Annotated in this window: 23 protein-coding genes; 3 read left to right on the top strand and 20 right to left on the bottom strand. The window is 62.5% G+C overall.

Going from position 1 to position 25,728, the window contains the following annotated elements; genetic code table 11:
- The first annotated feature begins 121 nt into the window (after nt 1-121).
- Complete coding sequence (locus H6P80_RS06060; RefSeq protein WP_185800407.1) at nt 122-1,273, top strand: cobalamin-independent methionine synthase II family protein; 1,152 nt, start codon at nt 122-124, stop codon at nt 1,271-1,273.
- Nucleotides 1,274-1,298: 25 nt separating this feature from the next.
- On the opposite strand, the gene H6P80_RS06055 is transcribed toward H6P80_RS06060, so the two are convergent.
- Both H6P80_RS06055 and H6P80_RS06050 read right to left on the bottom strand, forming a co-directional pair.
- The gene (locus H6P80_RS06055) at nt 1,299-2,057 is read right to left on the bottom strand and encodes a hypothetical protein (RefSeq protein WP_185800406.1); all 759 of its coding nucleotides are present in this window, start codon (nt 2,055-2,057) and stop codon (nt 1,299-1,301) included.
- A 222-nt stretch (nt 2,058-2,279) separates the two neighbouring features.
- A complete protein-coding gene (locus H6P80_RS06050; RefSeq protein ID WP_185800405.1) occupies nt 2,280-3,161 on the bottom strand; it encodes an amidohydrolase family protein in 882 nt (293 codons plus the stop codon).
- A gap of 156 nt (nt 3,162-3,317) precedes the next feature.
- Here H6P80_RS06050 and H6P80_RS06045 point away from each other — a divergent pair, with 156 nt between their 5' ends.
- Nucleotides 3,318-3,812 (top strand): flavin reductase family protein, encoded by a 495-nt coding sequence (locus H6P80_RS06045; protein WP_185800404.1) that lies wholly within the window; start codon nt 3,318-3,320, stop codon nt 3,810-3,812.
- Between the two features lie 12 nt (nt 3,813-3,824).
- On the opposite strand, the gene H6P80_RS06040 is transcribed toward H6P80_RS06045, so the two are convergent.
- The 9 genes from H6P80_RS06040 to H6P80_RS06000 all read right to left on the bottom strand — a co-directional run bounded on the left by H6P80_RS06040 (nt 3,825) and on the right by H6P80_RS06000 (nt 14,325).
- Nucleotides 3,825-5,351, bottom strand: a complete 1,527-nt coding sequence (locus H6P80_RS06040) for an acetyl-CoA acetyltransferase (protein WP_185800403.1) — start codon at nt 5,349-5,351, stop codon at nt 3,825-3,827.
- Between the two features lie 52 nt (nt 5,352-5,403).
- Entirely contained in the window at nt 5,404-6,075 is a 672-nt protein-coding gene (locus tag H6P80_RS06035) for a nitroreductase (protein ID WP_185800402.1), read from the bottom strand.
- Between the two features lie 16 nt (nt 6,076-6,091).
- Nucleotides 6,092-7,003 carry a TauD/TfdA dioxygenase family protein gene (locus H6P80_RS06030; protein ID WP_185800401.1) on the bottom strand — a complete coding sequence of 304 codons (912 nt, stop codon included), beginning with the start codon at nt 7,001-7,003 and terminating at the stop codon, nt 6,092-6,094.
- A gap of 77 nt (nt 7,004-7,080) precedes the next feature.
- Entirely contained in the window at nt 7,081-9,633 is a 2,553-nt protein-coding gene (locus H6P80_RS06025; RefSeq protein ID WP_185800400.1) for a TonB-dependent receptor, read from the bottom strand.
- Between the two features lie 161 nt (nt 9,634-9,794).
- The gene (locus tag H6P80_RS06020) at nt 9,795-10,409 is read right to left on the bottom strand and encodes a beta/gamma crystallin-related protein (protein WP_221892888.1); all 615 of its coding nucleotides are present in this window, start codon (nt 10,407-10,409) and stop codon (nt 9,795-9,797) included.
- Nucleotides 10,410-10,568: 159 nt separating this feature from the next.
- Nucleotides 10,569-11,009 carry an aconitase X swivel domain-containing protein gene (locus H6P80_RS06015; protein WP_221892887.1) on the bottom strand — a complete coding sequence of 147 codons (441 nt, stop codon included), beginning with the start codon at nt 11,007-11,009 and terminating at the stop codon, nt 10,569-10,571.
- Entirely contained in the window at nt 11,006-12,295 is a 1,290-nt protein-coding gene (locus H6P80_RS06010; protein ID WP_221892886.1) for an aconitase X, read from the bottom strand. The genes H6P80_RS06015 and H6P80_RS06010 overlap by 4 nt, the downstream gene beginning before the upstream one ends.
- A gap of 116 nt (nt 12,296-12,411) precedes the next feature.
- Nucleotides 12,412-12,987: a MarR family winged helix-turn-helix transcriptional regulator gene (locus H6P80_RS06005; protein WP_185800398.1), complete on the bottom strand. Its 576-nt coding sequence runs from the start codon at nt 12,985-12,987 to the stop codon at nt 12,412-12,414.
- 39 nt (nt 12,988-13,026) lie between these two features.
- A complete protein-coding gene (locus tag H6P80_RS06000; protein ID WP_185800397.1) occupies nt 13,027-14,325 on the bottom strand; it encodes an FAD-dependent oxidoreductase in 1,299 nt (432 codons plus the stop codon).
- 122 nt (nt 14,326-14,447) lie between these two features.
- Here H6P80_RS06000 and H6P80_RS05995 point away from each other — a divergent pair, with 122 nt between their 5' ends.
- Nucleotides 14,448-15,815, top strand: coding sequence for an MFS transporter (locus tag H6P80_RS05995; protein ID WP_185800396.1), 1,368 nt, complete (start codon nt 14,448-14,450; stop codon nt 15,813-15,815).
- Here the strand turns inward: H6P80_RS05995 and H6P80_RS05990 are convergent.
- The 9 genes from H6P80_RS05990 to H6P80_RS05950 all read right to left on the bottom strand — a co-directional run bounded on the left by H6P80_RS05990 (nt 15,812) and on the right by H6P80_RS05950 (nt 25,671).
- Nucleotides 15,812-17,146 (bottom strand): spinster family MFS transporter, encoded by a 1,335-nt coding sequence (locus H6P80_RS05990; protein WP_185800395.1) that lies wholly within the window; start codon nt 17,144-17,146, stop codon nt 15,812-15,814. The genes H6P80_RS05995 and H6P80_RS05990 overlap by 4 nt on opposite strands.
- Nucleotides 17,147-17,280: 134 nt before the next feature.
- Nucleotides 17,281-17,661, bottom strand: coding sequence for an adenosylmethionine decarboxylase (gene speD / locus H6P80_RS05985; RefSeq protein WP_185800394.1), 381 nt, complete (start codon nt 17,659-17,661; stop codon nt 17,281-17,283).
- On the bottom strand, nt 17,651-19,144 hold the full coding sequence (locus tag H6P80_RS05980) for a polyamine aminopropyltransferase (protein WP_235973731.1): 1,494 nt from the start codon (nt 19,142-19,144) through the stop codon (nt 17,651-17,653). Before H6P80_RS05980 ends, speD begins: the two co-directional genes overlap by 11 nt.
- 31 nt (nt 19,145-19,175) lie before the next feature.
- Entirely contained in the window at nt 19,176-19,382 is a 207-nt protein-coding gene (locus H6P80_RS05975; RefSeq protein WP_185800392.1) for a DUF350 domain-containing protein, read from the bottom strand.
- Nucleotides 19,383-19,432: 50 nt separating this feature from the next.
- Complete coding sequence (locus H6P80_RS05970) at nt 19,433-19,600, bottom strand: hypothetical protein (RefSeq protein ID WP_185800391.1); 168 nt, start codon at nt 19,598-19,600, stop codon at nt 19,433-19,435.
- Between the two features lie 24 nt (nt 19,601-19,624).
- Nucleotides 19,625-21,025, bottom strand: coding sequence for a DUF4178 domain-containing protein (locus H6P80_RS05965; RefSeq protein WP_185800390.1), 1,401 nt, complete (start codon nt 21,023-21,025; stop codon nt 19,625-19,627).
- A complete protein-coding gene (locus H6P80_RS05960) occupies nt 21,018-21,689 on the bottom strand; it encodes a DUF4178 domain-containing protein (RefSeq protein WP_185800389.1) in 672 nt (223 codons plus the stop codon). The genes H6P80_RS05965 and H6P80_RS05960 overlap by 8 nt, the downstream gene beginning before the upstream one ends.
- A gap of 51 nt (nt 21,690-21,740) precedes the next feature.
- Nucleotides 21,741-22,751 (bottom strand): SPFH domain-containing protein, encoded by a 1,011-nt coding sequence (locus tag H6P80_RS05955; protein ID WP_185800388.1) that lies wholly within the window; start codon nt 22,749-22,751, stop codon nt 21,741-21,743.
- A 169-nt stretch (nt 22,752-22,920) separates the two neighbouring features.
- Nucleotides 22,921-25,671 carry a TonB-dependent receptor domain-containing protein gene (locus tag H6P80_RS05950; protein WP_185800387.1) on the bottom strand — a complete coding sequence of 917 codons (2,751 nt, stop codon included), beginning with the start codon at nt 25,669-25,671 and terminating at the stop codon, nt 22,921-22,923.
- Nucleotides 25,672-25,728 lie beyond the last annotated feature (57 nt).

Raw genomic sequence — 25,728 nt, 5'->3', positions numbered from 1 at the left:
GACGGTGAAAGCTTGGCCGGCGGCCACTTCCAGCGCCGCCCTATGTCCGGGCGAGCCGCCGAACGGGCGGACTAGAGGAGGCTTCCTCCCATCGCATTCCTAGTCCCGAAAGGACTTTACTATGAGCAATGGCCCGAGCCGTTTCCTCACCACCCATGTCGGCAGCCTTCCGCGTCCGGCCGATCTCGTCCAGCTGATGTTCGCGCGCGAGGACGGACTGCCGCTCGACAAGCCGGCCTTCGAGGCCAGGGTCCGCAAGGCCGTGCAGCAGGTTGTCGAGAAACAGGCCGAATGCGGCGTGGATATCGTCAACGACGGCGAACAGTCCAAGCCCAGCTATGCGACCTATATCAAGGATCGCCTCGATGGCTTTGGCGGCACCGGCAACAGCTATGTTTTCCAGGACATCGAGGAATTCCCCGCGACCAAGGAACGCATTCTTGCCGACCCCGGCCGCGAACACCGCAGGACACCGGCCTGCAACGCGCCGATCGCGGTGAAGGATATGGAAGCGGTGCGGACGGATGCGGATAACCTCTTGGCAGCGATAGCCGATTGTCCCGGCCGGATTCCCTTCTTGAGTGCGGCCTCCCCCGGCGTGACGGCGCTCTTCTTCCGCAACGATTATTATGCCAGCCAGGAAGACTATGTCTTCGCGATCGCGGACGGGCTGCGTCACGAATATGAGGCGATCGCCGAAGCCGGTATCATCCTGCAGGTGGATTGTCCCGATCTTGCCATGGGTCGGCATACCCAGTTTCTCGATCTCAGCCTGTCAGAATTTCGCGACCGGATGGCTCTCAATATCGAAGCGATCAATCGCGCGACGGCTAACATCCCGCCCGAGCAGCTCCGTATGCACCTGTGTTGGGGCAATTATCCGGGGCCACACCATTGCGACGTTCCGATGAAGGACATTGTCGACATGCTGTGGCGAGCGCGGCCACAGGCAATCCAGTTCGAAGCTGCGAACCCGCGGCACGCCCATGAATATACGGTTTTCGACGATATAACCTTGCCCGAGGGCAAGGTATTGATCCCCGGCGTTATCGAGGTCCAGTCCAACTATATCGAACATCCCGAACTCGTGGCGCAGCGCATCGCCCGCTATGCCGACAGGGTCGGCCGCGACAATGTGATGGCGGGCACCGATTGCGGCTTCTCCATCCATGCCGGCAGCGGCGGCGTCGATCCGATGGTCGTCTGGCGAAAACTCGCGTCTCTGGCCGAGGGGGCGAGAATCGCGTCCGCCCGATATTGGCCCGGTTCCTGATCGGCGGACACAGGCGGATGGATAGCTAGGCGACGATCCGAATTTGCCGGGCCGCCATCTCGTTCGCCGTCGAAACGAGACTGTTCAGAAATCCCCCGAAGAACGAGCCAAAGTCCAAGCTTTCCGCCCTATGTCTGTCGTTACCCGATTGGAGAAAGATATCGCCGGCGTCCAGCGTCGATTTTTCCGCGCTGACAACGGTTCCATGGCCAGCCGTTGGGGCGGGCGCGGCTTGGGAGGACGGGCCATAGATCACCTCCCTTATCATGTTCGGCGTTAGCGGCAGATATTGGGCGAACATTATCCCGGCGTCCGTCCGCTGCAATTCCCTGAACAATATCGGGCGAGAAATCCCGTGCGCCGCGGCGACGGAAATATCGCGTACGGAGCGCGAATAGGTATCCCGGGGCTGGGCGCCGGCAAAATCGCCCGGGGTTTCCCGCGCATCGACAACATCCATCGCGACCAATGTTTCGCCGCTCGCCAACACGAGCGATTTGCTTCCGACGCTGACGATCCGCGACAACAGGCGGATACGATCCGTCCCGATACGATCCAGCAATTCGATATGAAGCTGCTCGCCGGCCAACAGCACGACTTGCGCATCGAAACTTTGAGCGCGGCGTGGTCCCTGAAATTGAAAGCCCGGCCATGACTGGACGATGAGCGGTTCGAACATCTCCGAATAGGCGCGGGGAATTGCAGAGAACAAGACGGGCACTTGCAGGGAACCGCCGACGGTGGGTCGCTCCGCGACCAGCATGATCTCGGTTCGCGGGAGCATTTCCTGCAGCAGTAGAGCGAGAATCCCAGCCCTGAAGCCGCTCCCCACCACAATCACGGTCCTGCCGAGGTTTTTCATACTAATATTATCGCGGCCCCACCCTTTGGATTATTAAATTACGAGATGCCGTTATCGATTGCAATTGCGTAGCCCGACCGGGCGGTCAGGCCTGCAAACGCCTATAGCCCCCTCCGCGGTCAACTGCTCCGCAGGCCCAAATTTTTATCCGGCGTCCCGGTCGAGGCGAAGCAATTGCCGCGCGGTGCCGCCCAGCAATGCCTGTTTCTCTTCGAAACCGAGCCGGTCGCTCCGCCGCAGGAAATCCAGGTTTTCGGCATAGGTCACGCCGCGCCGGCGCGGGCGAGCGCCCCTCGGCCGGTCGGCCGTCCCCAGGCGCGTATAATCGCTGCCCCACATCACGCGATCGAACCCGAAGGCCTCGAACAGCTTTTCCAGATAGGGCCAGACGTCGCCAAACGGATAATTCTGCTCGGACAAGAGCGGCGCTCCGCACAGCTTGACCGCGATATTAGAATATTTCGCCAGCTCGAGCAGGTCGGAGAACGGTCCCCAATGCATCGTCTGGGGCGGCGAGACCGGGTGCTGGGCCACGCCGATATGGTCGATGATCAGGGTCAGATCCGGGTGCCGCTCGGCAATCGCGGCCATGCGCGCGCAGCCGCCATGGGTGGAATTGAAAATCGGCAGGCCGACCTCTTCGGCGGCGGCATAGATCGGGTCGAACACCCCTTCGTCGAACTCGGCGCGCATGACCGCCGTCTTGAAATCGCCGACCAGCGCCCGGCCGGCGACCATCGCCGGATGCGCACGGATGCGCCGCACTTCGGAATCGAGATCGGCATGGGTGTGGGAAAAGGTCGCCACGCCCGGAAAGCGGCCGGGATAACGCTGATGCGCCAGATCGATAAAGGGCTCTCCGGTGACTGCCAGCGCAATATCGACGCCGACGGCATCCATCGCCTCCCGCGCCAGCTCCACCTGGACCATCGGCAGCAGCTCCGCCTGATCTTCCTCCAGCGGAACCCCGGGATTGGGCCCGTGGATCTGCGTGTCGATAATCTCGATGGCGTCGATGTCGCTCACAAATATATCCCCTAGTCGGCGCGCCATCGGTCGATGGGCGCGAAGTTCGCGATCTCGTGGTTGCTGGGGAGCCCTACGTCAAGCCGACCCGGGGGATGACAAGCCCGGCCAAGGATAAAGTTTGCGCGGTGCAAGCCGCTTGCTAAGGCTGGCGCTATGTCGAAGGATCTCGAAACCGACAGTCGGGCCCTGCGCGATGCGCTGGGATGTTTCGGAACCGGCGTTACCGTGGTGACGACGCTCGATGCGCAAGGCGATCCCGTCGGCCTCACTGCCAACAGCTTCACCTCGGTCTCGCTCGATCCCGAATTGCTGCTCGTCTGCCTGTCGCGCGCATCGCGCAGCACCCCGCATTTCCTGGAGGCGGACTCCTTCGCGGTGAATGTCCTCCATGTCGGGCAGAAGGACATCGCCCAGCGCTTCGCCACCCGCGAGGGCGACCGGTTCGAAAACACGGCCTGCGAAAGCTGGTCGACCGGCGTGCCGATCCTCACGGACTCGCTCGCCAATTTCGAATGCCGGAAATATGCCGAGCATGACGGCGGCGACCATATCATTCTTGTCGGCCATGTGCTCGGCGTGCGCTATGAGGCCGAATATGATCCGCTGCTCTATTTTCGCGGCGGCTATCGCGAACTGCACCTCTACTAGCCGCCGACCGACTCAATCCGAAAAGACGAAACCGTTGCGGCGATCCTCGCCCGCCGTCACCGATATCCGCCGGCCGAACGGCTCGCCCTCGCGCAGCCGGTCAAGGCCGCTTTCGTCGCTCGGCACGGCCATGAAGCGTTCCCCGGTTTCCGCGCGGCCGACAATTGCGCCGCGATCTCCCGAAGCAGACGGCACGACGGTATAGCTTTCGACAATCGCCGACCCGGAATAGCCGTCGACGACGGTCGCTTTATCGCCGCTTGCCGGTACCGTCTTCCATCGACACGTACCTTCCCAGCAAGCCGGTCGGCGTGAATAGATGCCGGTCGAATATTTGCTCATGAACCCGCCATTGGCGCCGACCAGCGCATAGCCATCGGGATTCTTGCGCAGCCGGGCCGCCGCTTCGGCAATGGCATGGGCCGAATAATTGTTTCCGGCGCCGCCGAAGAAAGGCAGGCCGCCGGTCAGGGTCAGCCCGCGCGGATCGCCGGGCGCGATCCCGAATGCGTCGATGATGTTGGAAACGGCGATCGGGAAACAGCTGTAGAGATCGAAATAGCCGATATCCGCCACGCCGATGCCGACGAGCTCGAGCGCGGTTTGAACGCTGGCGATCGAGGCCGAGCTGCGGGCAAGATCGGGTCGCTCCAGAACCGACAGCTCCTTCGCATCGGCGGAGGCATGGATATAGATCCACCGCTCCTCGGGTATTCCGGCTTCGCGCGCTTTTTCGACCGACGACAGGATGATCCCTGCCGCCTGGTTTACCTGATCGCGCGCGACCATCAGTCGCGGAAAAGGCTCGGCGACGATCCGGTTGCGCTCGGTAACCGTCGCGAGCGTCTCGGCGCTATGGGCAACCGGAGCGGCGGCATAGGGATTCGCCGCCGCGACCTCGGTGAACGACGCGAACAGTTCGCCCATCTCATGTCGATAAGCATCGAGCGATACGCCGCGCTGCGCCCGGCGCGCATTTTCAAACAGGGCGTAGAGGGAAATCGGCGTCACCAGTCCATGGACGATCAGCGTCTTGTCGAGCAGGCCGCGCATTCCGAAACCGCGATCCTCGATATCCCCGCCAACCTCTTCCGACCAGTCGGCCGCCTCGCCGCTTTTCATTAGCGCGAGCGCCGTGGAAATCGCCTCGGAGCCGACAATCGCGGCCATCCCGCATCGGCCCTCCGCGATCTCCGCCGCCAGTTCGCCGACCAGCTTTTGTGGACCCTGCCCGCCAACGACTTCGAGAATAGCGCGATCGGGATCACAGCCCACGCGCCGCGCAATTGAACGCGGCGGGTTGTCCGACAGGCCAAAGGGCGCCTTCGCGTTCGGCGTCGAAATTTCGAACTGGCGGATCGCCGCCACCGTATCGATCGTGCCGGCGACATCCGCGCCGCAGTCGACAATCGCGCGTTGCAACGCTTCGCCCGCAAGGTCCATCGGCGAGAGGGCGCGATAACCGGGTTCGCCGATACGCTCGGCATATTGGCCGACACCGATAATGACGGGCGTGTAGGGAGGCAGAGGCTCGGTCATCCCGGCACCCTAGAGCCTCGGCCCGGCTGCGCAATCGCTACCGGCGAGGCGCTCAATCGCGATAGATTGTCAGCGTTTCCGCCTCGGGCGCGCGATCGGCCACGACAGCGTTTACCGGCGCATCGGGATCCGCATAGCCGATCGAAAGGCCGCAATAGAGCGTGAGATTATCCTCCACCTCCAATAGCTTGCGCACGGTTTTGTTGAAAACGTTCCAGCTGATCTGCGCGCAACTGTCGATCCCCGCCTCGGTCAGCAGCAGCATCACCGACTGGAGATAGATGCCGAGATCGGCCCATTGCGAGGGCCCGGCATGCTGGTCGATATAGAGGAACATTGCCGCCGGCGCGCCGAAACATTGGTGGTTGTTGTAGACATAGCGAAGCCGGCTGTCCTGATCTTCGCGCGCGATCCCCATCGCCGCATATTGCCGCTCGCCGCAATGGAAGCGTCGGCCCTCATATGGCTCTTCCAGCGGCTCGGGATAGACGGGATAAGGCCGGTCATCGAAGGCGGGCGGCACCGTGCTCCGCTCTGCCGTCGCCGCCTTCAGCCTTTCGAGGCGATCGCCGGTGACGAGATAGACATGCCAGGGCTGGATATTGCTGTTCGACGCGGATTGGAGCGCCTTGCGCACGACGGCTTCGAGCAGCGCCTGGTCGACAGGATCGGGAAGAAAGGCGCGGCTCGACTTTCGCCGGGCGATGGTATCGGCAACGCTCACAGATTTCTCCTATTGATCAGCCAGCGTCTATCAGGTCGGTCGAGGCGCGATCTTCGCCCCGGTCTTCGTTGATCGTCGCCCGTCTCAGGTCGCGGCGATCGTGCATATGGTCGAAGCCCGTCCCGCGATGGATCGTACAGCGATTGTCCCAGATGACGAGGTCCCCGACGCGCCATTTGTGGGTATAGATAAATTCGGGCCGGGTCGCGAATTCCATGAGTTCGGCAAGCAGCGCGTCGCTCTCTTCGCGGTCGAGGCCGAGCAGATAATCGATATGCGACCCTATATAGAGCGTCTTGCGGCCGTTCACGGACGCGCGAACCAGCGGCTGGGTGACCGGCGGCATCAACCGGCGCATTTCCTCGTCGACATGGCCGCCGCCATATTCGTGCTTGGCGCGCACGCCCCACAGATCGTGCACCGCCTGAAGCCCGTCGACCTTTGTCTGCATTTCCGGCGGCAGCGCATCATAAACGGCTCGCGTATCTACATATTCGGTATCGCCGCGCGTCGGCGGCACGACATAGGCGAGCAGCAGCGACCATTTGGTCGGCAGGGCGTTGAACGAACTGTCGGTGTGCCAGCGTTCGTTGCCCTTGTTGAAACGGTTGCGAAGATCGTCGGCGGGCAGGAGGTTCCCGTCCACACCGATATTGGAAATATCGTATAGGCCCTCGGTGATCCGCGCAGCGCCGGGCGGCGGCTTTTCGCCATACATTTTCGGCGGCAATTCCATCGAGCCGAATGTATGGGCGAAACGTATATGCGCCTCGTCATTGGGTTCCAGGTCGCGCAGCACGAGCACGGCATGCTCGGCCATCAGATTTTCGATCAGGGCGCGATCATCTTCGGATATCGGCGCGTTCAGATCGAAGCCCAGAAGTTCGGCCGCGAACAGCGGATGGAGCGAATGTACCGAATAGGTCATGGCGGCTTCTCTGCAATCGAAACGGAAAGGGACCGCCGTTCCCCGATAGAAAACGGCGGCCCCTAGCCTTTGGCGTCCTAGAACTCCTTGCGGACGCTGATGTACCATTCGCGCGGCGCCGCCGGCTGGCCTTCGGCCGTGGGCTGACCGAACGGGGTCAGATCGAACAGGTTGTGGAAATACTGCCTGTCGAACAGGTTCGTAGCGCCGAGGGAGATCGAGAAATCGCCATCATCGTTCCGGTAGGTGATCCGGCCGTTGAAGGTCGTCCGGCCCGGGATCTGCGCAAGCGCCGAGGTCGAGTTGAACGACAGCGCCGACTGGTAGAACATGTCCATGCGCGGCGTGATCGATCCGCTGAGACCTGGAACCGGGATCTCGTACTGGATACCCGCCGATGCCGTCCACTCGGGCACATAGACCGGCACCGTGTTCACGACGAAGCTGTTCGCCTCCAGTTCCGGAGCGTCGAACTTGGTATAGCCGATGCTGGCGTTGATCGTCAGCGGCTCCACCGGACGCCATTCGAGTTCGGCTTCGATACCGTAAACCTCGCCCGGCGTGTTGATGTAGTTCGTCTTCGGAATACAGGTCACGCCGATACCGGCACCCAGATTCACCGGACCGTCGGCGACCGGATCATAGGCCCGGCACTGCGAGCTTGATCCGTTGTCGATTTCGACCTGCGCGCCCGGTACCACGCAATCGCCGCTGACGCCGCTGTCGATGCACTCGGAACCGCCCGCGGGCGTGATGCGCTGCCGGTAATCGGTATAGAAGCCGGCGACATTGAAGCGCATCGTGCGATCGAACAGATCGCCTTTGAAGCCGAGTTCATAGGCAATGGCCTCTTCGGCAGCGACCGGCTGAAGTTGCGATGCCTGGAACGGCCGAGGGTTGAAGGCGCCCGGACGATAGCCGGAAGCCGCCGAACCATAGATCAGCACATCGGGCGTCACCTGATAATCGAGGCCGACGCGCCAATCGAAGTGATTGTCCGCGACAAGCACGCGCTGAGCGATCCCGCCCTGACCGTTGTTGAAGAAGGTGTCCTTGGTGTCGTCCGAATAGCGGGCGCCGAGCGTGAGACCGAAGTCCGGGCTGAACGGATGGAGCACCGCCTGGCCGAACACCGCCCAAGCCTCGCTATCGAATGTGATCAACGCGTTCTGCTGCAGCGGGATGAACGGGATCGACACGTTCGATGTCGTCTGTCCATCGCCATTATAGTAGAAGGCACCGACCGTCAGATCCATGAAGTCGCTACTATAGTTGATGCGCGGTTCGATGGTGAACTGCTCATGCGTGATCTGCGTCTTCACGGTCTGGAAGCCGATCGGCGAACCATCCGTATCGTTGATGCCCGTAGTGAACACGTCACGATAGCCGGAGAGCATGGTGAACGAGAAATCATCGGACAGATCGACATTGAGCCGGCCACTGAAGCCCCAGGTTTCGATGACAGCACGACGATCGAGCTGGATGCCGCCGCGATCGCCCGCACCGTTATAATAGGTGCAATTGACCAACGGGTCCGTAGCGCAGCCCGCCGGGAACTGACTGCCGGCCGGAATCGGATCGGCATAGGTGGCGTAGGTCGTATAGAGGCTGTCCGTCAGGAAGCGCTGGTCATAGTCGATACCCCAAAGCGGCTGATAGACATTGGCGTTGAGGCCAGCGGTCGATGGCCCGGGATTGATCGCCACCTGCTTGTCGGCGACAACCGGCGAATCATCGTTCGTGTAGTCGGCCGTAAAGGTGAAATCCCAGCCTGTGCCTTCATACCGCAAGGCGCCGCGTACGGCTTGCACATCCTCGCCGCCATACCGGTCGATAACGCAGTCATCGCCGCCATTGCCGGCGATGAAGCCGCCCGAAGGGTCGATCGACGGGAAGTTGCCGGCAAGCTCGGGCGTGCCCCGCTGGAACATGTCGCACCGGAAATCGAGCACCCGCTGATAGCCCTGGCGATTCTTCGATACGCCGGAAACGCGCAGGAACAGATTGTCCGACAGCGGCACGTTGAAGCTGCCGCGCAGGTCTGTGCGATTATAGCGGCCATAGGTCGCCTCGATCGAGGCTTCGGGCGTCGGGCCCGGCTGCCTCGAAATGAGGTTCACCGCGCCGCCGATCGCGTTGCGGCCGAAGAGCGTGCCTTGCGGGCCGCGAAGCACCTCGACGCGTTCGAGATCGAGAAGATCGAACACCGAACCCGCAAGCAGCGCATAATATTGATCGTCTACATAAAATGCCACGCCGGGTTCGAACGCCAGGTTGAAATCGTTCTGGCCAATGCCGCGAATATAGGCGGTAACGGCACGGCCAAAGGCGGCCTGGGCTTGTTCGAAGCTCGCGTTCGGCACGATCCGCCCGACATCCTCGACACTGGTAAAGGCGCGCTGTTCGAGATCCTGCGCCGTGACGGCGGTGATCGCGATCGGCGTTTCCTGCAGGTTCGTATCGGTACGCGTTGCCGAAACGATGATCTGCTGGACGCCGCCCTGCGATTGCTGGGCCGATGCGCCGCTATCCTGCGCAAATGCGGGCGACGCAGCCGCCATCGCAAAGATCGAAGCGCCGACCATCGCCGCTCCCCGCAATGCCGTTGGTGATTTTATGGTGTTTTTCATCTTCCTCCCCTTTCCTCTCTGGCCTGATATACGAAAAATAGATAGCTTCCTACTATTTCTACAATAGCTCGGTTTCAGGATCGCGCGGCACCTCCCCCTGGCCCGCCCGGCCTCCGCAAAAGCGTTCGCCGGAACCGGCGCGATCAAGGCGCGCGGCCCGATCACGGCGAATCGGGTTCCGTGCAAAGCAGATCGACGGCGATGTCGGCGCCGCCCCTTAGCGCCGAACCCGAAGATGCGACGCGGCCGAACCCGGCCGCCCGGCAAAAGGCCGAAAGGGCCGCGGCATCGCCCGCGGCGATCGGCGCGCCGTTCCAAAGCGGCTGCGGGAAGAATTGCGCTGCTGTGCCCCGCATGCCTTCGCCGCTGGCAACCGGCGGCGTGGCGGTCGTCGCATTGGCGGGCGGTGCGGCAGGCGCTGCCGACGCCGCGCTCGCTTCGGAGGCGGGGCGCATCGACTGGATGGTCGAGAAGAAGCCAAACTCGCCCTTCACATTGTCGAGATCGCCGTCGACGATCATGCAGCGGCCGCGAAAATTGTTGCCGGTGCAGACCTGCCAGGGGCCGCCCTCTGTCCGCACGCTGTTGATACGCATCCCCGCATCCAGATCGCCGACCGCCGATGTATAGCTGCGCGCCTCGCCGCGCTGGCGGACCTCACCGTAAACCGTGGCCGATGAGCCCTGCTGCGCCGACATCGACGCCGGCAGAAACACCAGGGCCGTGGCCAACAGAGCGGTCGCGACCCGTACGGGCCCGCGGACAGTTTGCGTCACTTTATCCCCTCCTCAGCGGTTTCTCCGCATTTTTATTTCTTGTTCTCGCTTGAAGTGGGCCGGATATTACTCTTTTGCGTCAGCCCGCCCAAGATAGATTGTATGTATCTATAACATTATTCGCGCCTGTATCTTTTGAGACACGGACGCGGAAAGCCCTTATCCGCAGCCTCCCTTCCAGATCGTCACCTCGCCCCGGTCGCCATCGACGCGCACCCGATCGCCGTCCTCGACATGGCCGAAGGGATCGCGATCGAGATCGGTAACGGCGGGAATCCGCATCACAACGGCGCCAAGCGCCACCTTGGGCGTCATTTGCGTGAACACCATCGCCAGCGGCGCGGTACCGGCCAGCCGCGTCATGTGGAATATCGCCGACCAGCCGGACGAACCCTTGCCGCCCGGGAAAACCAGTATCTTGCCCGCGAAGCTGCGGCCCTTCAGTTCGTGCCGGCTCTCGATCACGGTGCCGGTCATCGGATTGACCCCGCCCCAGCCGGAAATCGTCTGCGTGGTCACCAGCGCCTCGCCCTCGGCAATGCCGCGCGTGATCCCCCTGCCCTGCAGCATGATAACGGTGTCGACGGTATCGACCCTCATTGCAGCCGCCCCGCCCATCGCCCCGTGCAGGCCGCGTCGATGCACTCGGCGGTGGTCCCGTACCAGCCCTCGATATCCATCATCGCGGGCAGGTAATGAACTTGTTTCGCGCTATCGAGCGCGGCGACCCTGGTTCCCTCGGGGATCGCCTGGCTGATCGCCGAACAGGTGTCGGTCATCAGATAGGCACCGGCATCCTGCAGCGTTTTCGTATGGCCGTTGCGGTCCGCAACGGCTTTCACCGCCCGCGAGGTAAAAACCCAGAGCGCCGAATTTTCGTGAACCTTGCGGCCCTCGATCAGCTGCGCGGCATGGGCGATCTGCTCGATCGAATAATGCGGACAGCCGAGCATTACATAATCAACATCTTCGCACTCGCCGACGGCGTTCAACGTCTCATAGATCCGCCGCCGCTCCGCTGCGTCATAAACGAAATGCTGCTCGGGCAGGTTTGGGCCGAAGGCGGCCGCGGCGCTTGGCGCTTCGGGGGTGATCCCGACCATGTGATAAAGCTCGACGCCGCCCGACGATGCGGCCGCCGCGCCGAAATGCTTGTGCCGGATCAGGCTGGGATTGGAAATCGCGCCGGTGATGACGGGGATCCCGTCCTCGACCGACTGGCCGACGAAATAGCCGAGCATCCCCCATTCGAAGACATCGCCGACCGGAAACTCGACCGCGATGGCGTGCTGGCCGTGGCGATATTCTGGGCAGTGATAGCCCCAATAGGGGATGCGCTTGGTGAGCATCGCCGCGCTCGTCGATTCGCGGCCCTCGGTATTGGTGCGCGCACCGACGACACTGTTGCAATAGACGACGGCCGAGCTTTCCATCCAGGCGCAATGTTCGCCATGGGCCGGGACGTTTCCCGCGACATAGGGCGTACAGGTTTTGAGCAGCTGGACGCCGTGCTCGGCATTCTGCTCCTCGTCATAGACGAAGCCGTCATGCGCGGTCTCGCTCATTCCCTGTTCGCGCCAGAGATCGGGGTCCATGCCGCCCTGAAGATGGCAGGAAAAGGCTTTCATCCTGGGGACTTCGACGACTTCGTCGCTATCGAGATCGAACAGCGAGAAGATCGCGTTATAGTCGCCGCCCTGATCGCGATAATAGTCTTTCAGGAAACCATGGGCGGCGCCCGGTACGCCAGCGACATTGTCGGTTTCGACGAAGCGTTCCGCGCCCAGCGCATCGGCATAGCGCACGAGCAGATCCATCGCCTTTTGCGTCGCAGCGCCTTCGGCGCCGTCGAGCATCGCCCGTTCTTCGGCGGTCAGTTGCACCATCCGAGTCTCTCCCGAGACCAGCTTGGCAAATTTATCGGTAGCATTCTACCAATATCTGTATGCAAGGCGCACTATTGGAAATCCGCGGCGCCGCAGCGCCGCGTGCCACGCCGGCTTCAGCTCAGATATTCGTCGGTTTTCAGGAGAACCTTGTTGAGAACCCGAACGCAGGTTTCGAGCTCGTCCGGATCGATATCGGCGAAAATTTCCGCGCGGAGCTGCCCGGTGATCGCCATGATTTCTTCGACCACCGCCCGCCCCTTCGGCGTAATCCGGTTCACCGTGACGCGGCGATCCTCCGTGCCCTGATGACGCTCGATCAGCTCTTCCTTCGCCAGCAGGTCGAGCATCCGCACCATGGTGGGGCCCTCGACACTGATGATCCGGGCGAGCTCGCCCTGGGTGAATTCCTTTTTCGAATAGGCGACGAGAAAAAGCGTTTCCCAGCGTGCCATCGTCTGGCCGACCAATTTCACACGGTCATTGGCGATCTTGCGCCAGCGCCGCGCGGCGACGACGATCGCGCGCGTCGCGCGAAACAGCCGGTCGTCGTCGAAAGAGGCCATCGCCTCGAAGCTGACAAGGTGGCGTTCGGGATGATTGGCGCCAAAAAAGGAATCCTCCTCCTGCTCCGCCGCGGCGGCGTCTTTCTCGCCGCCGTTCCGCGCCCGTTCGTTGATGCCAACCGTCATGCCTTACCTCATATTGTTGCCGCTGCACGTCCGGCCCGGCTAACCCTCGATGTTCGGGCGGATCCGGTCTTTCAGCGCTTCAAGGTCGATTTGATGAACGCTCCCCGCGCCCGCAATGTCAAGCGCATGTGCGGCTGCCGCGCCCATCGCAATGCACGGCCCCATCACCCGCACCGACGAAAGCGCGGTGGAGTCGGCATCGATACACCGCCCGACGGCGATCAGATTGTCTGCCCCGTCGACGGTGAGCGAACGCAACGGCACGGTGTGGACATGGTCTTCGGGAAAGATTTCCCAGACATAGCCTTCCTTGTTGTGATGCTGTTCCAGCGGCCAGGAGCAGCGCGCGACCGCATCGTCGAACTTGGTCGCCGCGCGCACTTCCTCGACCGTCAGATAGTGGCGGCCGACGATCCAGCGCGTCTGACGGATACCGGGCAGGCCATAGGCGCGCACGCGGACATTGCCATAGGTATCGGGGAATTCGGTTTTGAGGAACGTCACCGAGCGATCCGCCTGGTCCTTGCCTTCCAGCGCCTTTTCCGCCGCGCCGAAGGGGTCCAGCGGCGTTTCGATATGGGTGATATTGGCGACCGCGACATTGCGGCCCGGATAGGCCAGCGCAAAACCGTCCCGCCGCATCAACCCGTACTTGCCCCCCTTTTCGCGGATCGCCGTGGCCATTTCGTCCCATTCGGGCCGCTTGGATCCGTCGAAATCCTCAAGTACGATCATCTGCGACCCATAGACCTGGCCGTTCTTGTGAACGCGACAGTCGAGCCCGGCCTGCCAGGTGAGCGCGGCATCGCCGGTCGCATCGATGAAGCCCGTGGCGGTGATCCGGACATCGCCGTGCCGGGTGGCGATATCGAGCGAGGCGACGCGGCGGCCATCCATGTTCACCCGGCGGATGATCGCGCCGGTCAATGGCGTGATCCCTTCGTCGAGCACTTTTTTCTCGACCCAGCGACCCAGCGCGACCTCATTATACATCGCCACCTTCATCACCCCGCCGCCGACGACCTTGACGTCGTCGGTCGCGCCGAGCTCGACGATCAGTTCGTCGGCGATGCCATGGGTCAGCTGCCTGCCCTCTTCGCCCGGCGTGTAGAGGCCGCAGAACATGCCGATGATCGAGTTGACCGCCTGGCCGCCGAGCGCCGGCAGGCCGTCGACGAGAATAACGTCGCGCCCGGCCCGCGCAGCCTCTATTGCAGCCGATATTCCCGAAGCTCCCGACCCGACGACGCAGATATCGCAGCCGCGTTCGATGCGCGGCGGTACATCGCCGCGTGAGACGATATCGGTTTCGGGATCGAAGGGACGATCGAGGGCCATGAAGGTTCCAGCCTGCCATTTTGCAAATTAGGTAGAAGCCTACCTATTCGAAGGCGACAAACTTGGCTAGACGAAATGGGCCCGGACGGAACGCCAACGGTTTCGGCGGGAGGGAGGATGCAGTGGACGATCGCGGGGGAGAGTTGTGGCCCAGGCCGGGCCGTGCCTATTGGGGCCTGACGGTATTGACCCTGGCGCTGCTCGTCGCAACGCTGGATCGCAGCATCATCTCGCTGCTGGTCGAGCCGATCAAGGCGGACCTGCAGATCAGCGACACCGAATTTTCGCTGCTCACCGGCTTTGCCTTCGTCTTTTTCTACGCCTTTCTGGGCCTGCCGATCGCGCGCCTCGCCGATGTCAAAAGCCGCCGCGCGATCATTGCCATCGGCATCGCCTTCTGGAGCCTGTGCACGGCGGCCTGCGGGCTGGCGCAGAATTTCTGGCAGCTCTTCTGGGCACGGGTCGGTGTGGGTGCGGGCGAATCTTCCTTCGCCCCGGCCACCTATTCGATCCTGACCGACAGTTTCAAACCCGAGCAACTGCCCAAGGTGCTGGCCATAAATTCTATGGGTTTCATCGCCGGGAACGGCCTCGCCAATCTCGCGGGCGGTGCTGCCATCGCCTTCATTACCGCGATCGGGATCATCACCGTGCCGCTGATCGGCGAACTCAAACCCTGGCAGGCGGTGTTCATCCTGGTCGGCCTGCCCGGTCTGTTCGTCGCGATGCTGATGATGACGGTCGAGGAACCCGTGCGCAAAGGCCAGTTGAAGCGCGGCACCGGCCCGGCAAAGGCGATCCCGGTTCGCGAAATCGCCGGCTTCTTGCGCGACGAATACCGGACCTTCCTGCCGATGTTCCTCTCGCTCGCGGTCAAGGTGCTGCTGAGCTACGGCGCGGCGCTCTGGGTGCCGGCGCTTTTCATCCGCACCTGGGGCTGGACGGCGCCGCAGGTCGGCTATTCTCTCGGCCTGTTGGGGCTGAGCCTGGCGCCGCTCGGCCTGTGGCTGGGCGGGGTGATCGCAGAACGCTGGGCGAAGGCCGGGCGCAACGACGCCTATATGCGGATCGTGCTTTACGCCTCGATCGGCCTGCTGCCCTTCGCAATCCTCTATCCGCTGATGCCGAGCGCGGAATGGGCGCTGGCCTGTTACGGCGCCAATATCTTCATCGCCTCACTGGGCATACCGGCCGGCAATGCCGCGCTGCAGGTCGTGACGCCTGCGGAGATGCGCGGCCAGATCCGCGCGCTCTACCAGTTCGTGTTCAATATCGTCGGCTATGCGATGGGGCCGCTGATCATCGCGCTGTTCACCGATTTCCTGTTCGGCGCCGAAGACCAGCTTCGCTATTCGATGACACTGCTGGCGATCGTGCTCGGGCCGCTCGCCATCATCGTCACCTGGTGGGGCGTGAAGCCCTATGGCGTCAGCTATGGCAAGGCGATGGAGCGCTATGATCGGGGAAGCGCCGCGCCGGCGGCGGCCTAGTCGCCGCGTTCCTCGGCGGCGAGTACCGCCCGGCCATAGGGTTTCAGCGCCATCCAGGAGAGGATCAGCCCGATCGGGCCGAGGATGATCGCCGCGCTCGCCATCGCGCTGCCGAGCCCGGCCTCGCCATAGAAATTGTCGGTGAGCAGCGCGACGACCAGCGGGCCCGCGCCGTAGCCCAGAACGTTGAAGATTGCGATATAGAGCGCGCTCGTCGTGCCGCGCATCCGGCCCGGCGTGATCGTCTGCATCGCGGCGTTCGCCGGCCCCGCGCCGAGCGACCCCAGGAACAGCGAGCAGCCCAGCAACGCGAAGGCCATCCAGGCTTGCGGCATCAACGGATACAGGATCGCAATCGGCACGAGCGGGATGGTGACGTAGAGGACCATCCGCATATTGGCGTCCTTGATCCCCTTCGCCGCCATCCGGCTCGCGATCCAGCCGCCGAGCAGAAGCCCGATCGGCGAGACGATCAGCGCGATGATGCCCAGGGTCGGCCCCGGTTCGCCTGGCGCATAGCCGAACTGCCGCTCGAAAAAGGCCGGCGACCAGACCACTGTGCCGAAGCTCAGCATCGCCTTGACGCCCGAGGCGATGAACATCGGCCCATAGGCCGTGGCCCAGAGACGGAGAAATTTAAGAACATCGACAAAGGACGGCGTCGCCGCGCCGGCTACCTCTCGCCTGGGTGGCTCCGGCACCGTTGCGACGAGCAGGATCGCCCAGAGAACGCCCGGCAGGCCGACGATCAGGAAGGTCATCTGCCAGGGCTTGAGCGTGCCCAGAACCGGCAGCGTCTGCGGCCCGATCTCTGTGAGCCAGACGATCAGCCAACCGCCGATCAGCAGTGCCATGCCGCTTCCCGCGACCATGCCGATATTGATCACCGAAATCGGCGTCGCGAGCCTTTCGCGCGGGAACATGTCGGCGGTCATCGAATAGGTGGCCGGGCCGTTGCAGCTTTCGCCGATGCCGACGCACATCCGGGCGATCACCAGCTGAAAGAAATTCTGGGCGAGGCCGCAGCCCGCCGTGCACAGGCTCCAGAAGGCGATGCCGAACCCGACGATCCATTTGCGCGGCCCCCGATCGACGAGCCGCGAAATCGGGATCCCGACACCGACATAGAAGACGACGAAGGCAAAGCCGACGAGCAGGCTGATCTGGGTGTCGGATAGGTTGAGGTCCGCCTTGATCGGCGTGATCAGCAGGGTCAGCAGCTGCCGGTCGAGAAAGTTGAACATCAGCGCGACGGTGAAGATGAAGATCGCCCACCAGGATCGCGCGGGGCTGATCGCCGGGGCGCCGGGCAGTGAGGCGGCGAGGATCATGCCGCCATGCCTGCGAGTGTCAGCCGATTCACCAGGGCCGCAAAGCGCCAAATACCAACCATCGATGCATCCCCCCGGCGATAGATAGACACCTACCTAAGTCGATATTCTTGCCGGGGCTAGAGGGTGCGGCTTCAGCCGACCAGTTCCGTCACGCCATAGCCGCGCGCGATGGCGCGAGTCTGCACATCGGCCGGTTTCAGCGCGTCCTCGACCTCGGCCAGCGCGCCCTCGATATCGTGCCGTCGCCCGCACAGGAAGAAATCGAGCGCGGCATAGCCATGTTCGGGCCAGGTGTGGATCGAGATGTGCGATTCCGCGAGCAGCGCGATTCCCGTCACCCCCTCCCCTTCGCCGAAATGATGGAGGCGCAGGTCGAGGACCGTCGCCCCGGCGATACGAGCGGCGTCGCGCAGCGCGCGTTCGACCAGCCCGATATTGTCGAGCGGCGCGCGGCAGCCATGCAGGTCCGCCAGCAAATGCCGGCCGTCATAGGGCGGCGCGCTAGCCGTCATAGCGTCGCCATTCGTCGGCAAAGGTGCGCACGAGCAGCTGATTGTCGAGCCGGTTGGGCTCGGCATCGCGGCGCGCCATGTCTGGCGGAAATTCGAACAAGGCGGGCTCGGTCGCCCGGGTCACGAAGCGGCCGCCGGGCAGGATATCTGCTGTCTCCGGCACCCGTCCATTGGCGGCGAGGATGAAACCCCAATCGCCGAAGCTGGGGACATATGCGTGATAGGGCCGGGTGGAGAAACCGGCTTCTTCCAGCGTCGCGGCGATCGTCCAATAGGCTTGCGGCGCGACGAAGGGCGAGCCCGACTGCACCGACACGATTCCGCCGGGCGCCAGCCGCTGGCGTAGCGCGCGGTAGAAGGTCGTGGTGTAGAGCTTGCCGATCGAGAGCGAGGTGGGATCGGGGAAATCGACGATCACCGCGTCATATTGGCCCTCATCCTGCCGCACCCAGTTGAAGCCGTCGGCGTTGATTACCGTCATTCGCGGATCGCTGAACGAATTCTCGTTGAGCCGGGCGAGCAGCGGCGTGTCCGTGAAAAGCTGTGTCATCGCCGGATCGAGATCGACGAGCGTGACATGCTCGACGGAGGTGTGGCGCAGCACTTCGCGCGCCGCGAGGCCATCGCCCCCGCCCAGGATCAATATGTTGCGCGGATTGGCGACCCGGCCGAGCGCCGGCAGCACCAGCGCCTCGTGATAGCGGTATTCGTCGAGCGAGGAGAATTGCAGATTACCGTTCAGGAACAACGAAATGTTGTCGCCGCGCCGGGTGAGGACGATGCGCTGATAGGGCGTCGAGGTCGCGTGGATGATCGGTTCTTCCAGACTCGCCGTCTCGGCGAAACGCTGGACCCGCTCGGCGCCGATAAACCCGATCACCAGCGACACGGCAACCGCGATCCCCGCGAGCATCTCGACCGGCATTTTCCGTCCCCGGGGTTGGATCGCGATAAGGGCGATCGCGACCGCGACATTGGCGAAGCCGAACAGGAAGCCGGTACGGATCATGCCGATGAACGGCATCAGGATAAGCGGGAAGAGCAAGGAAGCCGCAAGCGCACCGACATAATCGAAGGTCAGCACGGTCGAAACGGTTTCGCGAAAATCGAAATCCTGTTTCAGGATCCGCATCAGCAGCGGGATTTCGAGGCCGACGAGGAAACCGATGCCGACGACCAGCGCGTAGAGCAGCACGCGGAACTGGTCGATCACCGGGAACATCAGGAACAGCAAAGCCGCCGCCCAGCCGCCGATCAACGCGATCAGTATCTCCGCGCGGATGAACAGGCGCAACTCGTCGCGCTTCGCATAGCGCGAACACCAGCTGCCAATCCCCATGGCGAAGAGATAGACGCCGATAATCGTGGAAAATTGCGTAACGCTGTCACCCAGCAGATAGCTGGCGATGGTCGAGGCGAGCAATTCATAGACAAGCCCGCAAGTCGCCACGACGAAAACCGAGGCGATAAGCGCCAGGGCCATCGGCCCCGGTCGTGGTCCGGCAATAGCCGGTTCAGCCATGCACGGACGCGGCGACGATGATGGCAATCGAAAGCGCAATGGCGCCGGCGAAGATCGCGACGGCGCTGTTCTGCTTCTGCTCGATTTCTTCCCACAATTTGCCGGGCGTCACGAGATCCAGAATCACGAAGGCGATGACCAGCAACAGGATGCCGACCCCCGCATAAATCAACGTGTTAATGAGAATTGTCGTATCCATTTGCCAGTCTCCCTCAATATGTCCCGTTCGTTTTCGCGCGATTTGCGGCCCTATTTATGGCGGGGCCCGCCGCGGCCGATGAAAACCCCGCCGGGCCCGCGCGCGCCGTCCGCGCGGTGGCCGTCGGCAAAGGGCGAATAGCCGGTCATGGCCGCATAGCTGTAGCTGCCCGTCACCATCAGGCACCACAGGCCGAAGATCATTGCACCCTTGCTCATATTCCCGCCTCGCCGGCCGGCGCCTCAATCGTCGTCATCGTCGCCTCCTCCGAAATCGCTGTCCGACTTGCGCCGGGATTCGAAACTCAGATGCTTCCACCATTGCCAGAGCGCCGGCGCGAAAATCACCAGCAGCGCGAGGAACAGGTTCGAATAGAAGGTCGCGCCCTTCTGGATCGTCACTTCGACCTGCGCGCCCGAGCTGCTCGCATAGCCGCTATCGCGCCACTGCGTGCCCGCCGCATAGATATCGAGTTGATAGGTACCGGCCGGCACCATCGAGAATTTGCTCGCCGAGGACCGGCTGCCTTCGGACCAGTTTCCTTCCGAATCCCGCCCCGAATAGGCCTCGACGACGGTATCCGCTTCAAAGACTTCCCCGGTTTCGGTGTTCGTCAGCGAATAGCCGAGATCCACCCAGCTGTTTTCGATGCCCGGCGCGCGCGCGGAAACCGTTACCGCTTGGCGTGCCCGATCAAGCGTGATCGGGCCGATCTTGGCCGATTGTTCGACACCATTGGTGGCGAGGTTGATCGTCGCGGTCTGCGGGTCGCTCATGCCGCCGAACAGCGACGTCACGACGAGCAGCGCAAAGCCGGCGGCCAGCGCGATTTTCAGAAACAGCCCGGCCTTTTTGCGATAAGGCGAAGGCTGATGCGGCAATGGCAGGCCGCCGCCCCGGGGGGGATCGATACCGAAGGCATCGGTAATCTCATGGGGCTCGAGCAGCTCGCTCAACGTCCAGACGGACTCGCGGTCATTCCGTTCCCAGCTCAGCATCTTGCCGGGGCGAACGAAATCCGCGGCGATGACTTCCTCGCCGACCGCCACCCGCCAGTAGAATTCGCCGAGCACATAATCGACCTGGGTCGGCGTCTGCGCATAAAAGGGCTGGTAGAATTCACCGTCGACCTCGAAGCCGACCAGGCCGTTCTTCGTCGGGCTTGCGACGAGCTGGTTGCCGAAGCTCCATCCGCGTCCGTCGGTATCGAGCCAGCGATAGCCCTCATAGGGATTGAACAGCAGATATTCGTCGAACGGATAGGCGCCAAGTTCGGACCGGCGCATATAGCCGATCACTTCCCATTCGGTGCCCCGCAGCACGCCCCGGCTACCGAGCGGCAGTTCGAGCTTGCGGACTTCCTCTTCGTAACGCTGGATGATCTGGACGTCGGGATTGGTGACGTCGAGCACCGATCCGCAATATTGACAGGCGATCGAAACCGTATAGCCGGCCGCCTTGACCTCTATCGAACCGCCGCAATTGGGGCAGTTGAACTGTTCGGCCGCCGGCGCCATCGAACTGTCGGGCGGCACGACGACCGTACGGCCGGACGGCCCCGCCGGCGGAGCCGGAGGCACGGGCGGTTCGCCGCCGCCATCTCCCCAGGGCTGGGGCGGATCCTCTTCGGGCGGCTCAGCCATAGGCGGGCAGTTTCCAGCCATGGATGGCGCGCAGATTCTTCGCCTTGAGTTCGGCTAGGGTTACATAATGGCCGACATAGAAAGCCGGGGGCTCGCCCTCTTCCCGTTCGAAATTCGCCGCAAAACCCTGGGCATCGCGCAGATCGACGTTGAACACGTCCCAATCGGTTTCCGGTGCGAAGGGCAATTCGCCCTCGGCGCCTATGCACTTCGCCCAGCGCGCTTCGGCAACGACGAAATCGGAACCGTCGATGGTCGTGCGCTCGCCGATCTCGACATCGCCGCCTTGGGCGAGCCGCTGGATCAGTTCCGGACTATTTTCGTCGATCGGCCGTTCGATCACCATCTGGAACTGGCCGTCGGATTCCGAAAGCCAGCCATAGCTGTTGTCCGTGAAGAAACAGAGCCAATCGTTCCAAGCGCCCTGATCGTATCCGAGGCGGATACGCCCGATCACGTCGAAATGCTTGCCGCCATATTCGCCGGTCGTACCGATCTGCACCGGGCTGACGTCGAAAGGCAGGACGGCGACCTCGCCGGCCTTTTCGACGCCCTCGGCAATCCGTTTCACCGTGGCGTGGCAATAGTCGCAGATGCGCGCGGGGAGCGCGGGCGAGCGGAAAATCACTTCCGCACCGCAATTCGGGCAATTCTCCGATTGCATCGCCGCGCCTGTCCCCCCTCTGCTAGCTGTCTGTTCTACTGCCGGCCCCGATTAAACCTGGCTGAGCAGTTCCGCCTTCTTCGCCTCGAACTCGTCTTTACTCAAGGCTCCCATCTCCATGAGCTTGTGGAGCTTTTCGATCTGTTCGAACGGATCGGCAGCGGGAGCGGCCGGGGCCGCCGGAGCTGCAGGGGCCGCCGGAGCCGGTTGCTGCGCCAGCGCGCCGGCCATGGTCTGGCCGATCGCCATGCCGACGCCCGCGCCGGCACCGATCCCGGCCATGCCGCCTTCCTGCTGCGCGGCAAGCTCGATGGCTTCGGCCGCCTGGAATTTGGCGTACTGATCGAGATCGCCGAGCACCCGCATCGAGCTCTTCTTGTCGAGATGCTTCTGCACTTCCTCGGGCAGCGATACGCTTTCGACGAAGAAGCTCGGCACTTCGAGGCCATATTGCTCGAACGCCGGGCCGACGGCTTCCTTCAGGGCATCGGAAAGCTTCTGCTGGTTGGCCGCGAGGTCGATGAACGGAACCCCGCCCCCGCCGAGGCCGGTCGCGAGCGCGGTGATGATCGCGGCGCGCAGTTGCGGCTCGATATCGCCGACGCTGAGCTTTTCCTGGGTGCCGACGAGCGAGGCGTAGAAGGGCGCGATGTCCTTCACCCGGAACGAATAGGTGCCAAAAGCGCGCAGCCGCACCGGCCCGAGCTCCGGATCGCGAATGGTGACGGGCTGCGCCGTTCCCCATTTGAGGTTCACCTGTTCCTTCTGCGAGAAGAAATAGACGTCCGTCTTGAACGGGGATTTGAACGCCTTGTCCCAGTTTTTGAGGTTGGTGAGGATCGGCATGTTCGACGTGTCGAGCGTGTGCAGGCCCGGCCCGTACATATCGGCGAGAACGCCCTCGTCGATCACCACCGCGGCCTGGGTCTCGCGGACCGTCAGCTGGGCGCCGTTCTGAATTTCATTGTCGGCAAAATCGAGCTTTTCGGCGAGTTCGCCGGACTCCTCCTGCCATTCGATAACGTCGATAAATTGTTTGGATATGAAATCCCTGAGGCCCATCGCAGTGTCTCCCTTCCCTAGAGGTATTACCCAAGCTGCGCGGAAGCGCAAACCATGTTACCGATATAGGAAGGCAACACAGCTTTTTTTAGGGGCGCAGCCCCGAAATCGTACGAAAAACGGCGAAGAAGCACGCTCCTTCGCCGTTTTCCACGCTTCAGGGGCACATCTAGAAGGTCGTGCTGAGGCCGAAGGAGAAGCTGCGGCCGCGATCGTAGCTGAGCGCGTCGATCTCCGAACCGTCCGGCGCGCGGTAAAATTCGCGATATCCGTCGTTGAAGATGTTACGCAGTTCGAGCGTCGCCTGGAATTCCTGGCCAACCACACTGAACGCCTGGCGCCAGACGAAATCGACCTGGAAACGGCTTTCTTCCTGAATATCGGGCGCATCGCCGATCGGCGACCGGTTGGTCACCCGGTCGCTGACATAGGAGATGAGGATCGACTGCTGCGAAAGCGCATCCTCGTCCTCCAGGCTCAGCTGCAGGTTGACGATATGGTCGGACTGGCCGGTCAGCGCGGTGCCGTCGACGAAATAGTTGGAGGCCGGCTGGGGCGAGGAAAAGCCCGGTACCAGCACCGTATCGTTGGCGCCGACGGTGATTTCCGAATTGGTGTAGGTATAGTTAAGCTGCGTGCGGATCCGCCGCGACGAGAAGATTCCGCCCCAATCGTATAGCGGGAAGAATTTCACGACCTCCGCCTCGAAGCCATAAAGCGTTGCCGCCGGCGCGTTGAGGAAGGTGATGTTGATGTCGTTGTCGCCGCTCGTCGCCAGCTGTTCGATCGGATTGTCGATATCCTTGTAGAAGGCCGCGATCTGCAACGATTGATCGCGATCGAAATACCATTCGAACCGGCCCTCGATATTCAGCAGCTCGGAATCGATCAGCGCCGGGTTGCCGCGATAGGAGCGGTCATTGTCCGGATCGGTATAGGACGGCGCCGCGAGCTCGCGGAATTGCGGACGGCCTATCGTCTTGGACGCGCCGAAACGCAGCTGCATGTCTTCGGCAAAGTTCCAGGTCAGGGTTGCCGCGGGCAGCCAGTAATCGTTGCTGAGCGGCGGCGCGACGAAAAGCGGGTTCACCGTGAATCCGAAAAAGGTGATCGGGTTCACGAACTGGGTCGCATCCTCGTAGCGGACGCCCGCGGCCACGCTGAATCCGTCGAACAATTCGATATCGGCCTGGAGATATCCGGCATTGACCTCGAGCTCCGCCTCATAGGCATCGCCGCCCTGGCCGTCGGTCCGCTCCTCGACGAAGATATCGTAATAGCCGAGGATCGCGTCGGAGAACAGGTAATCGGGACGCAACTGGGTGACGGGGAGCGGCAAGCCGCCCGGATTCTGCGTCACGAAGCGGAAAGCCCGGCGCTCGAAATCGCGCTGGTTCAGATAATAGGCATAACCGGCGCTGATATCGAAACGGCCGCCCATCGGGACGCTGTAGGTGACGTCGATCTGCGCGCCATAGACATTATCGTCGAGGTTGGAAAAGCTGAGCAGGTCGGTCTGACCGCCGGTGCGCGTGTCATGGATATAGTCGTTGGCGACATTGTTGAACGCATATTGAATTTCGCGCTCGTACGGCGCCTCGCGCTGGGCATTGGCATAGTTTGCGCGGACATCGACATTGAGCTCGCCGAAATCGAATTCGCCGACGAGCTGCGTGCTGATCAGCTGCCGTTCGAACCATTCGGTATTCTGGTTGTTCTGGAGCGTGCCCGTGCTGCGCACCGGCGATACCGAAGCGCTGATCCGCGCTTCCTTGGCGGTATCGCGAATATAGAGATTGGTGAAGCGGATCTGGTGTTCGCCAAACTCGGCGCCGATGCCGATCAGGCCGTTGGCGACGATGCGGTTCTGGGTCGACAGGAAGCGATAATCCGAAACGTTCGGCGTGATCGTCTGGTCGCCATTGGTCAGCTCGCCCTGCTGGCGGATGCCGCCGCGCGTTTCCCAGCTGTTGCTGAGGCCCGCGGTGGCAACGAAACCGAGCCGGAAATCCGAACCGATATCAACATAGGTACCGCCCGTAAGGTTGATGCTGCCGTTGAACGGAATGTCGTCGTTGCGCTGGACGAGGTTGATGCTCGCATTCTGGAAGCTCTGCGAAATCGTCGCGATATCGGCGACATAGCCGGGCGCGTTGGGATCGCTAAATTCGGGCTGGTCGAAGCGGATACGCACGCCGCTTTCCAGCGCGCGGCGAACCACGGTCGGCAGGTTGCGGGTCCCGTCGTCGAAACCGAACCAGTCATAGTCCGAGCCGTAATAGGTATAGCCGGTTTCGAGCGTCGTTTCGGAATTCCCGCTGACGCTGCCGCTGAATGTCAGGAATGCCTCGTCGGGCACGGCGCGGGTCGTCAGGTTGATGACGCCGCCGCCGAATTCGCCGGTATAGTTCACCGAATAGGTCTTCTGGACGAGCGTGCTCGCCAGGATCGAGGTCGGGAAGAGATCGAGCGGCACCGAACGCTTCAGCGGTTCGGGCGAAGGCAACGGCGAACCGTTGAGCAGCGCCAGCGAATAGCGTTCGCCAAGACCGCGGACATAGACGAAACGGCCGCCGACAAGGCTGAGGCCGGAAACGCGCTGGAGCGCAGCGGCGGCGTCGCCCTCGCCCGTCCGCGCCAGGTCTTCCGTGGAAAGAACCGAGAGAATTTCGGAGGATTCCCGCATCGGCTGCGGGATATACTGGCCGGTAACGACGATCGGCGTGTTGGAGCCGCCGGCGGTCGAGATATCGACATCCTGCTGGTCGTCTTCGGCATAGTCGCTCGCGTCGTCGGCGGACGGGCCGACCGTTTCCTCGGCCGCCTCGGCAGGCTCTTCGCCAGTCTGTGCGAAGGCGGCGGGAGCAGTGAGCGCACTCGAAACGAGCAGCAGGCTCGCGAGTGTAAAGTGTTTCGTCATGGCGACTCTCTTCGAATGAAATGAAAACATGGCCGGGCGACGATCCCGAAGAACCGC

The sequence above is a fragment of the Parasphingopyxis marina genome (genome assembly GCF_014237875.1).
GTDB classification, from domain to species: domain Bacteria; phylum Pseudomonadota; class Alphaproteobacteria; order Sphingomonadales; family Sphingomonadaceae; genus Parasphingopyxis; species Parasphingopyxis marina.
Note: the sequence above shows the minus strand (reverse complement) of the source record. Positions and strands in the feature narration are given on the sequence as shown.

Coding starts and splice junctions, on each gene's coding strand:
- H6P80_RS06060 (WP_185800407.1), top strand. CDS start 122: ATGAGCAATGGCCCGAGCCGTTTCCTCACCACCCATGTCGGCAGCCTT.
- H6P80_RS06055 (WP_185800406.1), bottom strand. CDS start 2,057: ATGCTCCCGCGAACCGAGATCATGCTGGTCGCGGAGCGACCCACCGTC.
- H6P80_RS06045 (WP_185800404.1), top strand. CDS start 3,318: ATGTCGAAGGATCTCGAAACCGACAGTCGGGCCCTGCGCGATGCGCTG.
- H6P80_RS06040 (WP_185800403.1), bottom strand. CDS start 5,351: ATGACCGAGCCTCTGCCTCCCTACACGCCCGTCATTATCGGTGTCGGC.
- H6P80_RS06030 (WP_185800401.1), bottom strand. CDS start 7,003: ATGACCTATTCGGTACATTCGCTCCATCCGCTGTTCGCGGCCGAACTT.
- H6P80_RS06025 (WP_185800400.1), bottom strand. CDS start 9,633: ATGAAAAACACCATAAAATCACCAACGGCATTGCGGGGAGCGGCGATG.
- H6P80_RS06015 (WP_221892887.1), bottom strand. CDS start 11,009: ATGAGGGTCGATACCGTCGACACCGTTATCATGCTGCAGGGCAGGGGG.
- H6P80_RS06010 (WP_221892886.1), bottom strand. CDS start 12,295: ATGGTGCAACTGACCGCCGAAGAACGGGCGATGCTCGACGGCGCCGAA.
- H6P80_RS06005 (WP_185800398.1), bottom strand. CDS start 12,987: ATGACGGTTGGCATCAACGAACGGGCGCGGAACGGCGGCGAGAAAGAC.
- H6P80_RS06000 (WP_185800397.1), bottom strand. CDS start 14,325: ATGGCCCTCGATCGTCCCTTCGATCCCGAAACCGATATCGTCTCACGC.
- H6P80_RS05990 (WP_185800395.1), bottom strand. CDS start 17,146: ATGATCCTCGCCGCCTCACTGCCCGGCGCCCCGGCGATCAGCCCCGCG.
- speD (WP_185800394.1), bottom strand. CDS start 17,661: ATGACGGCTAGCGCGCCGCCCTATGACGGCCGGCATTTGCTGGCGGAC.
- H6P80_RS05980 (WP_235973731.1), bottom strand. CDS start 19,144: ATGGCCCTGGCGCTTATCGCCTCGGTTTTCGTCGTGGCGACTTGCGGG.
- H6P80_RS05975 (WP_185800392.1), bottom strand. CDS start 19,382: ATGGATACGACAATTCTCATTAACACGTTGATTTATGCGGGGGTCGGC.
- H6P80_RS05970 (WP_185800391.1), bottom strand. CDS start 19,600: ATGAGCAAGGGTGCAATGATCTTCGGCCTGTGGTGCCTGATGGTGACG.
- H6P80_RS05965 (WP_185800390.1), bottom strand. CDS start 21,025: ATGGCTGAGCCGCCCGAAGAGGATCCGCCCCAGCCCTGGGGAGATGGC.
- H6P80_RS05960 (WP_185800389.1), bottom strand. CDS start 21,689: ATGCAATCGGAGAATTGCCCGAATTGCGGTGCGGAAGTGATTTTCCGC.
- H6P80_RS05955 (WP_185800388.1), bottom strand. CDS start 22,751: ATGGGCCTCAGGGATTTCATATCCAAACAATTTATCGACGTTATCGAA.
- H6P80_RS05950 (WP_185800387.1), bottom strand. CDS start 25,671: ATGACGAAACACTTTACACTCGCGAGCCTGCTGCTCGTTTCGAGTGCG.